This is a genomic window from Cupriavidus sp. WS (genome assembly GCF_000395345.1).
GTDB lineage: Bacteria > Pseudomonadota > Gammaproteobacteria > Burkholderiales > Burkholderiaceae > Cupriavidus > Cupriavidus basilensis_B.
Genome location: NZ_AQPL01000113.1, coordinates 1 through 8,455 on the forward strand (window position 1 = coordinate 1; position 8,455 = coordinate 8,455).

Sequence of the window (8,455 nt, forward strand, 5' to 3'; positions counted from 1 at the left end):
CGCGGCTGGCGCAGGCGCGCCCCGCCGAGGCACCCGACGTGGTGTTCGTGATCGCCGACGGCCTCTCCGCGCTGGCCGCCGGGCGCCACGGCGTGCCGCTGCTGCTGGCCGCGCGCGCGCGCCTGCCGGGCTGGTCCATCGGTCCGGTGGTGGTGGCCGAGCAGGCGCGCGTGGCGCTCGGCGACGAGGCCGGCCACCTGCTCGGCGCGCGCCAGGTGGTGATGCTGATCGGCGAGCGGCCGGGGCTGAGCTCGCCGGACAGCCTCGGCATCTATCTCACCCACGCGCCGCGCCCGGGCCGCAGCGACGCCGAGCGCAACTGCATCTCCAACGTGCGCCCCGAAGGGCTGCCCTACGCGCAGGCGGCGGACAAGCTCGCCTTCCTGCTGCGCGGCGCGCTGGCGCTCGGGCGCAGCGGCGTGGACCTGAAGGACGACAGCGGCGAGGTTGCGCTGCCGCCCTCTCCGCCAGACATCGCGTCGGACATCGCGCCGGACGCCTTGCCCGCATCCGAGTGAACCCTCGCCCGACCAAGCCGCCGGCTCCGGCCGGCCGGCTTCGTGACGCCTTTTTTCCCGCTGCACCCACGACAACGAAAACGAGGAAATCGCCATGAAGCAAAAACAAAAGAGCCTGCTGATCGCAACCCTGCTCGCCGCCGCGCTCGCCGCGGGCGGCTGCGCCACGCAAGACCCGCGCGCCGGCGCCCCCGCCGCGCAGAGCGCGGTGCAGCCGCTGGCGCAAGGCAGGTGGGACGCCTTCAACCGCGCCCGCATCGACGCGCTGATCGCCGCCCACGGCAAGGGCAGTCCCGGCTACGACGCGCGCAAGCCGCCCTACGCGGTGTTCGACTGGGACAACACCAGCATCTTCCTCGACATCGAGGAAGCGGTGCTGGTGTACCAGTTGCAGAACCTGCGCTTCGGCGCCACGCCGCAGCAGCTCGACACCGCCATCCGCCTGAACATCCCGCACAAGGCCTTCAACGCGCCGTTCAACAACGCCGCCGGCCAGCCGGTGGACATCGACAAGGTGGCGCCCGACATCATCGAGAGCTACACCTGGCTGTACCGGAACTACAGCGGCCTGAAGGGCAGCCAGTCGCTCGAGCAGGTCAAGGCCAGCCCGCACTACCAGAACTTCGTCGCCAAGATGCGCTACCTGTACGAAGCCATCGGCGACAGCTTCGACCACGCCGTGGCCTATCCGTGGGTGACCTACCACTTCGCCGGCATGACCGAGGCGCAGGTGCGCAGCCTGACCGCCGACACCGTCGCCTGGCAGCTCGGGCAGCCGATCGAGAAGGTCAGGTGGACCAGCCCCGCCGCGCTGCCCGGCCGCGCCGGCGTGGTCTCGGTGAACTGGAAGAACGGCCTGCGGCTGGTGCCCGAGATGCAGGACCTCTACGCCCGCATGCGCGCGGCCGGCTTCGACGTCTGGGTGTGCTCGGCCTCGTTCGTCGACGTGGTCAAGGAGATTTCGTCCAATCCCGCCTACGGCTACAACAATCCCGCCGACCGCGTGCTGGCGATGGAGCTCGAGCGCGACGCGCAAGGCGTGATCCAGCCCGAGTTCCGCCGCGGCTACGCGCAGACGCAGGGCAAGGGCAAGACGCAGACCATCGAGCGCTTCCTGGTGTCGCGCTACGGCTACGGCCCGGTCTTCGTCGCCGGCGACAGCGAGGGCGACCAGAACATGATGCAGGACTTCGCCGACACCCGCGCCGTGCTGATCGTCAACCGCCTGCGCGCCAGCGACATCGGCAAGCTCTCCGGCGTGGCGGTGCAGACCTACGGCAAGGCGGATGCGAAGTACCTGCTGCAAGGCCGCGACGACAACGCCGGCGTGTTCGTGGCGTCGCAGGCGCATACGCCGCTGGGGGCGAAGGAAGGGAAGTTGCTGAAGTAGGCTGGGGGCTGTCCGGCGTCTTGCGCCAGGTGCGCGCTTGCGTCATGCGCGGGCGCCCGGCCCTCTTCCTGGTCTGTGCACATGGGAGAGGGGAGCGAACCGTCGGTGATTTTCGCGCGCCGACAGGCGTATCCTGTCCCGCTTTCACCCCAGATCGAACACCCGCCCCGGACTCAGAATCCCGTTCGGGTCCAGCGACCGCTTCAGCAGCCGCATCAGCGCCAGTTCCTCGGGCGAGCGCGAGCAGTGCAGGTAGGGCTTCTTGTGGAAGCCGACGCCGTGCTCGGCCGAGATGCTGCCCTGGAAATCCCGCACCACGCCGTAGGCCAGGTCGGTGATGTCGTGCTCGGGGAAGTCCGCGGCGTCCATGTCGGGCAGGCGCACGCCGAAGTGCAGGTTGCTGTCGCCGACGTGGCCGAAGTGCATCATCTCGGCGCCGGGCCACGCGGCCAGCACGCGCGCGCGCAGCGTCTCGGCGAACTCGCCGATGCGCCCGATCGGCACGCTGACGTCGAAGCCCACGCTGGGCGTCCACATGGTCGGGAACTCGGCCACCGCGTCGCGCAGCAGCCAGAAGCTCGCGGCTTCCTTGTGGCTGGCGGCGACCGCCGCGTCCTGGATCAGGCCCGCTTCCAGCGCCGACTCCAGCATGGCCTCGAAGACCGGCGCGTCCTGCGCGCTGTCGTTGCCCTGCAGGTCGAGCAGCACGTAGAACGGATGGCCGGCGGGCAGCGGCGCGCGCACGCCGGCCACGCGCGTGGTGACGAGCGCGTAGAAATCGGCCCACATCACTTCGAACGCGCTGAGGCGGCCCGAGAGCGCGCGCTGGGCATGGCGCAGCAGACGCACCACGTCCTCGTAGCCCGCGAGCGCGCACAGCGCGGTCTGGGTGGCGGCCGGCAGCGGCGCCAGGCGCAGCACCGCGCGCGTGATCACGCCGAGCGTGCCTTCGCTGCCGATGAAAAGCTGGCGCACGTCGTAGCCGGCATTGTTTTTCTGCATCTTGTTGAGCGAGGACACCACGGTGCCGTCGGCCAGCACCGCCTCCAGCCCCAGCACCTGGTCACGCATCATGCCGTAGCGGATCACGCGGTTGCCGCCGGCGTTGGTGGCGATGTTGCCGCCGATCTGGCAACTGCCGCGCGCGCCGAGGTCCACCGCCAGCAGCCAGCCGGCTTCGCGCGCGGCGTCCTGCGCGGCCTGCAGCGTGGTGCCGGCCAGCACGGTCATGGTGCCGGCCTGCGCGTCGATCTCCTCCACGCCGCGCATGCGCTCGAGCGACAGCACCACCTCGCCGCCCTGCGGCGTGGCCGCGCCGGCCAGCCCGGTGAGCCCGCCCTGCGGCACCACCGGCTGGCCCAGGCGGTTGCACAGCGCCAGCACGGCGGCGACTTCGGCGGTGCCGCGCGGGCGCGCCACGGCCAGCGGCGGCGCGCCCAGCGGCGCGTACCAGTCCTTGCGGAAGCGCGTCTCGATGGCGTCGCCGGCCTGCAGGCCGGGGCCGTCCAGCAGGGCTGCCAGCGCCCCGAGGATGGCGCCGGGCGCCTTGCGTGCGGGATCGGAGTCGGTCATGTCGGCCTGATGGCGATGCGAAAGCCGCAATACTAGGCCACGGCCGCAAGCAGCGGGAAGGGCCAATCGCCGCCCCCGGCATGGCGCCACGGCCGCACGCGGGCCGCGCTACGCCCCGCTCCACGCCTCCTGGTTGATCGCCGCGGCGGCCGCGCGGCGCGGCGCCTGCGTGCGCGCGAGGTGTTCCAGCGCGGGCTCGATCACCTCGGCGAGCTTGTGGAAGGCCGGCGCGATCTGGTCGTCCGGCACGCAGGCGTAGCCCAGCAGCAGGCCCTGGCTGGCGGCCCGGGCCGGGTCGGCGAAGTAGCGCGACAGCGGCCGCGTGGTCAGGCCCTGCGTGCGCGCCGCCATGCTGATGCCGAGGTCGTCGGCGCCGGGCGGCAGGTGCAGCACCATGTGCAGGCCGGCCTCGTGCGTGGAGGTCGGCCAGTCCGCGCCCAGGCGCGCGGCGATGGCTTCGCGCAACAGGCCCTGGCGCTGCGCGTAGCGCTGGCGCACGCGGCGGATGTGGGTGGCGTAGTGGCCTTCCTCGATGAAGTCGGCCAGCACCGCCTGCTGCATCAGCTGGCCCTCGCGGAACAGCTCCGACAGCCCCGTGGCGAAATGCGGCGCGAGCGGCTTGGGCAGCACCATGAAGCCCATGCGCAGCCCCGGGAACAGCGTCTTGGAGAAGGTGCCCATGTAGATCACGCGGTCGTGCTCGTCCAGGCCCTGCAGCGAGGCCAGCGGCCGGCCCTCGAAGCGGAATTCGCTGTCGTAGTCGTCCTCCACGATCCACGCGCCGCGCTGGCGCGCGTATTCGAGCAGCATGCGCCGGCGCGACAGGCTCATCACCATGCCGAGCGGATACTGGTGCGACGGCGTGGCGAAGATGAAGCGCGGCGGGTTCTGCAGCGTGGCCGCGTCGGGCGCGATGCCCTCGCCGTCCACCGGCACCGGGATGGTCTCGATGCCGGCGCTGTTGAGCAGGCTGCGCGTGCCCCAGTAGCCGGGGTCTTCCATCCACGCCTTGTCGCCGGGGTCGCCGAGCAGCCGCGCGATCAGGTCGATGGCCTGGTGGATGCCGGTGGTCAGGATGATCTGCTCGGGCTCGCAGCGCACCGAGCGCACCAGCCGCAGGTGCTCGGCCAGCACCCGGCGCAGCGGCATGTAGCCGCCGTTGTGCGCATACGTCAGCAGTTCGGGCTTGGGCGCGCGCCAGTGCTTGTTGAGCAGGCGTGCCCAGACAGCGTGCGGAAACAGCGAAACGTCGGGCACGCCCGCGACGAACGCGCCCCATTGCCGGTCCGATGCACCGGAATGCGACACCAGGTGCTGGCCGCGCCGCGATAGCGTGAAGCGGTTCGGGTTTTGCTGCGCTGCGGGCACAGTGATGGTGCCACTTTGCGCCCTAACGTTGTGCAATGCACTATGGTCGGGAAAACTCTGCGACACGAAGGTGCCACTTCCGCTCGATGCGGTGACGTAACCCTCCGCCAGGAGCTGTTCGTAGGCATACAGCACGGTGTTGCGCGAGACCCCGACCTCCTTCGCCAGGAGCCGCGACGCGGGCAGCTTGCTACCCGCAACCAAAGACCCAGCAAGGATTTCCTGCCGAATGATCTCGTAGAGCTGGCGGTTCATATGCGCGCCGTTCTTGTCTTCCGCACCATCGGCGGGCCTTTCCAGACGCTGCAGCAGCAGCTCCGACAAAATGGTCTCTTTCAAAGTGGCACCGGCTAAAAAGCGAAACATGGACCTACCGATGGTACCAATGATCGGCTAACTTTCGATACATCTTGTTGGGTTCGTCGTTTTTTTGAACGACGTCTTGCCGATTCGGCTGATTCGATCCCCCTCCGGAAGCGCCCCCCTCGCGCATGCCGGGCCAGTCAGTGGAGCCACCATGCAACGTCCCGCCGGCAGTGCCGCGATTGCCGCCACGCCAGATCTTCCCGCGCTCACAACCGATGCCATCGCCGCCGCCGTGCGCGCGCTCGAGCCGTACATGGTGCGCACGCTGTCGGATTTCGTGGCGGCGCCCAGCCCGTCGGGCCAGGAGCAGCCCGCCGTGGCCTTCATGGAAGGCGCGCTGCGCGAGCTCGGCCTGGCGTCCGAGCACATCTACCTGCGCAGCGAGGCGCTCAAGGACCTGCCGCTGTTCTCGCCGCCGTGCTGCCCCGACGGCGGCCGCTACAACCTGCTGGCCACGCACCGGCCCGCGGCGAAGGGCGGGCGCTCGGTGCTGTTCAACGGCCACCTCGACGTGGTGCCGACCGGCCCCGAGTCGATGTGGCGCCAGTCGCCGTATGCGCCGTTCGTCGAGGACGGCTGGCTGTTCGGCCGCGGCGCGGGCGACATGAAGGCCGGCATCGTCTGCACGCTGGCCGCGTTCAAGGCGCTCAAGGACCTCGGCGTGCAGCCCGCCGGCGCGGTCGGCTTCAACTCCGTGCTCGAGGAGGAGAACACCGGCAACGGCGCGCTGGCCACGGTGGCCGCGCTGCGCAGCGCGGTCGGCGCGGGCAAGCTGGCCTCGTTCGACACCGTGGTGATTCCCGAGCCGTTCGGCGAAACCCTGATGAGCGCGCAGATGGGCGTGTTCTGGATGTTCGTCGATCTCACCGGCCACCCGGCGCATGCCGCCTACATGTCCAGCGGCGTGAACCCGGTCGAGGCCGCCATCGAGGTGATCGCCGACCTGCGCCGCCTCGAGGCCGAGTGGAACCTGCCGCAGAACCGGCCCGCCGCGTACCGCGACCACGCGCACCCGGTCAATTTCAACATCGGCCAGATCCAGGGCGGCGAGTGGAATTCCTCGGTGCCGTGCACCTGCACGCTGGGCGTGCGCATCGGCTTCTTCCCGGACATGGACGTCAACGACGCCAAGGCGCGCGTGGCGGACTGTGTGCGCGCCACGCTCGCGCGCCTGGCCAGCAACCTGCAGCTCGGCATCCGCTACGAGGGTTTCCACGCGCCGGGCTGCGAGTTCGACCTGGAGGTGGCCAGCATGCAGACGCTCGCGGCCGCGCACCGGAAAACCACCGGCGAGCCCGTGCGGCACGAAGCCTCCACCGCCACCACCGACGCGCGCCATTTCCGCATGATGCTGGACACGCCCGTGACCTGCTACGGGCCGGTGGCGCGCAACATCCACGGCATCGACGAGTCGGTCTCCATCGAGAGCATGGTGCGCGTGGCCACCACGCTCGCGCAGTTCATGCACGACTGGTGCGGCGTCGAGCCCGCCGCCGCCTGAGCCACCACGCAGTCACCGCAGCCGCAGCAATCGTCTTTCGTACCTTCCGTATCCGCAGAGCACGATCACTACCACAGGAAACTGACCGATGAAATCCTTCACCCAACACCTGAAAAAGAGCTTTGGCAAAAGCCTGGTGTCGATGGCGCTGGCCAGCGCCGGCCTGGCCCTGGCGCCGGTGCTGCTGCCCGCGGGCAGCGCCGCCGCGCAGACCGTGGGCGGCACCTTGTCCGGCATCGTCCAGCCCGAGCCGCCGATCCTGGTGAGCGCGATGAACTCGCAGGCGCCCACGCAGTACATCGCCGGCAAGATCTACCAGGGCCTGCTGACCTACGGCCCGGACCTCAAGCCGCGCCCCGAGCTGGCCAAGTCGTGGAAGATCTCGCCGGACGGCCTGACCTACACCTTCGAGCTGCAGCAGGGCGTGAAGTGGCATGACGGCAAGCCGTTCACCTCGGCCGACGTGGTGTTCTCGATCGACAAGATGCTGCGCGAGGTGCACGTGCGCACGCGCGCCGTGATCAACAAGTACATGGACTCGATCCGCGCGGTCAACGACAGCACCGTGGAGATCAAGCTCAAGGAGCCGTTCCCGCCGTTCATCTCGATGTTCGAGACCGGCACCATGCCGATGATGCCCAAGCACATCTACGACGGCACCGACTACCGCAACAACCCGGCCAACCAGAAGCCCATCGGCACCGGCCCCTTCATGTTCAAGGAATGGAAGAAGGGCGCCTACATCAAGCTGGCCAAGAACCCCAACTACTGGAAGAAGGGCAAGCCCTACCTGGACGAACTGGTGTTCTACGTGATCCCGGACTCGGCCTCGCGCGCGGTGGCCTTCGAGAAGGGCGACGTGCAGGTGCTGCGCGGCGGCGACGTCGACAACGTGGACGTCAAGCGCCTGCGCGCGCTGCCCAACGTGGAATACACCACCAAGGGCTGGGAGATGTTCGCGCCGATGTCCACGATGCTGATGAACGAGCGCAAGCCGCCGTTCAACAACATCAAGGTGCGCCAGGCGGTGATGCACGCGCTCAACCGCAAGCTGATCGTCGACAACATCTTCTTCGGCATGGGCAAGCCGGCGGTGAGCCCGTTCTCCTCGAGCACGCTGTTCTTCGACAAGAACATGCCGGCCTATGACTTCAACCTGAAGAAGGCGCGCGACCTCATCAAGGAGTCCGGCGTCAACGTCGGCCAGTACCCGGTCAAGATCCTGTCGACCTCCTACGGCGCCAACTGGGACCGCCTCGACGAGTACGCCAAGCAGATGCTCGAGCAGCTCGGCTTCAAGGTCAGCATCGAGTCGGCCGATGCCGGCACGTGGTCCAGCCGCGTGAGCAACTGGGACTTCGACCTGACCGTCACCTACACCTACCAGTACGGCGATCCGGCGCTGGGCGTGGAGCGGCTCTACGTGACCAAGAACATCGTCAAGGGCACGCCGTTCGCCAACGTGCAGGGCTACAGCAACCCGCAGGCCGATGCGCTGTGGGCCCAGGCCGGCGTCGCGCTGGACGCGGGCGAGCGCCAGAAGCTGTACAGCGAGGTGCAGAAGATCCTGGTGACGGAAGTGGCCGCCGGCAACCTGTTCGAGCTGGAGTTCCCCACGCTGTACCGCAAGAACGTCAAGAACCTCGTGACCACCGCGATCGGGCTGAACGAGTCGTTCGACAACGTTTCCATCGAGAAGAACTGAGTCGTGCGTGACGGGCGCGCGCGGGTTCCGCTGCG

6 protein-coding genes are annotated in these 8,455 nt (G+C 69.1%); 4 read left to right on the top strand and 2 right to left on the bottom strand.

What is annotated here, in order from left to right; all coding sequences use genetic code 11:
• Both K206_RS37990 and K206_RS0110805 read left to right on the top strand, forming a co-directional pair.
• On the top strand, nucleotides 1-518 hold a 518-nt coding region (locus K206_RS37990), incomplete at its 5' end, for an ethanolamine ammonia-lyase light chain EutC (protein ID WP_020202426.1).
• A 94-nt stretch (nucleotides 519-612) separates the two neighbouring features.
• Nucleotides 613-1,908 carry an HAD family hydrolase gene (locus K206_RS0110805; RefSeq protein WP_020202427.1) on the top strand — a complete coding sequence of 432 codons (1,296 nt, stop codon included), beginning with the start codon at nucleotides 613-615 and terminating at the stop codon, nucleotides 1,906-1,908.
• Between the two features lie 144 nt (nucleotides 1,909-2,052).
• On the opposite strand, the gene K206_RS0110810 is transcribed toward K206_RS0110805, so the two are convergent.
• A complete protein-coding gene (locus tag K206_RS0110810; RefSeq protein WP_020202428.1) occupies nucleotides 2,053-3,480 on the bottom strand; it encodes an FAD-binding oxidoreductase in 1,428 nt (475 codons plus the stop codon).
• A gap of 108 nt (nucleotides 3,481-3,588) precedes the next feature.
• Nucleotides 3,589-5,187 (bottom strand): PLP-dependent aminotransferase family protein, encoded by a 1,599-nt coding sequence (locus tag K206_RS0110815; protein WP_029043475.1) that lies wholly within the window; start codon nucleotides 5,185-5,187, stop codon nucleotides 3,589-3,591.
• Between the two features lie 178 nt (nucleotides 5,188-5,365).
• Between K206_RS0110815 and K206_RS0110820 the strand changes: the two genes are divergently transcribed.
• Nucleotides 5,366-6,715: an ArgE/DapE family deacylase gene (locus K206_RS0110820; RefSeq protein WP_020202430.1), complete on the top strand. Its 1,350-nt coding sequence runs from the start codon at nucleotides 5,366-5,368 to the stop codon at nucleotides 6,713-6,715.
• An 88-nt stretch (nucleotides 6,716-6,803) separates the two neighbouring features.
• Complete coding sequence (locus K206_RS0110825; RefSeq protein ID WP_020202431.1) at nucleotides 6,804-8,420, top strand: ABC transporter substrate-binding protein; 1,617 nt, start codon at nucleotides 6,804-6,806, stop codon at nucleotides 8,418-8,420.
• Nucleotides 8,421-8,455 lie beyond the last annotated feature (35 nt).